General features: G+C 72.8%; 1 protein-coding gene. It reads left to right on the forward strand.

Features of this window, described 5'->3' with window-relative positions; all coding sequences use genetic code 11:
* Positions 1 to 265: TRAP transporter large permease subunit (locus AC0IYU_RS34855; protein WP_472126973.1), on the forward strand; the 265-nt coding region annotated here is incomplete at both ends.

Below are 265 nucleotides of genomic sequence, written 5' to 3' on the forward strand. Positions count from 1 at the left end.
CGTCAAGCTGCGGCCCGACTGGCTGCCCGGCGGCGAGGTCAAGCCGTGGCCGGAACGCATCAAGGACCTGCAGAACGTGTGGGCGCCGCTGGTGCTGTTCGTGTTCGTCATCGGCGGCCTGTACGGCGGCTTCTTCACGCCCCCCGAGGCGGGCGGCGTGGGCGCGAGCGGCGCGTTCATCCTCGGGCTGGTGCGACGCAAACTCGACGGGCCGACGATCCGCGAGGCGCTGCTGTCGGCCACGCGCACGGCGGCGGCGGTGTTC

The sequence above is a fragment of the Variovorax sp. AC103 genome, assembly GCF_979254005.1.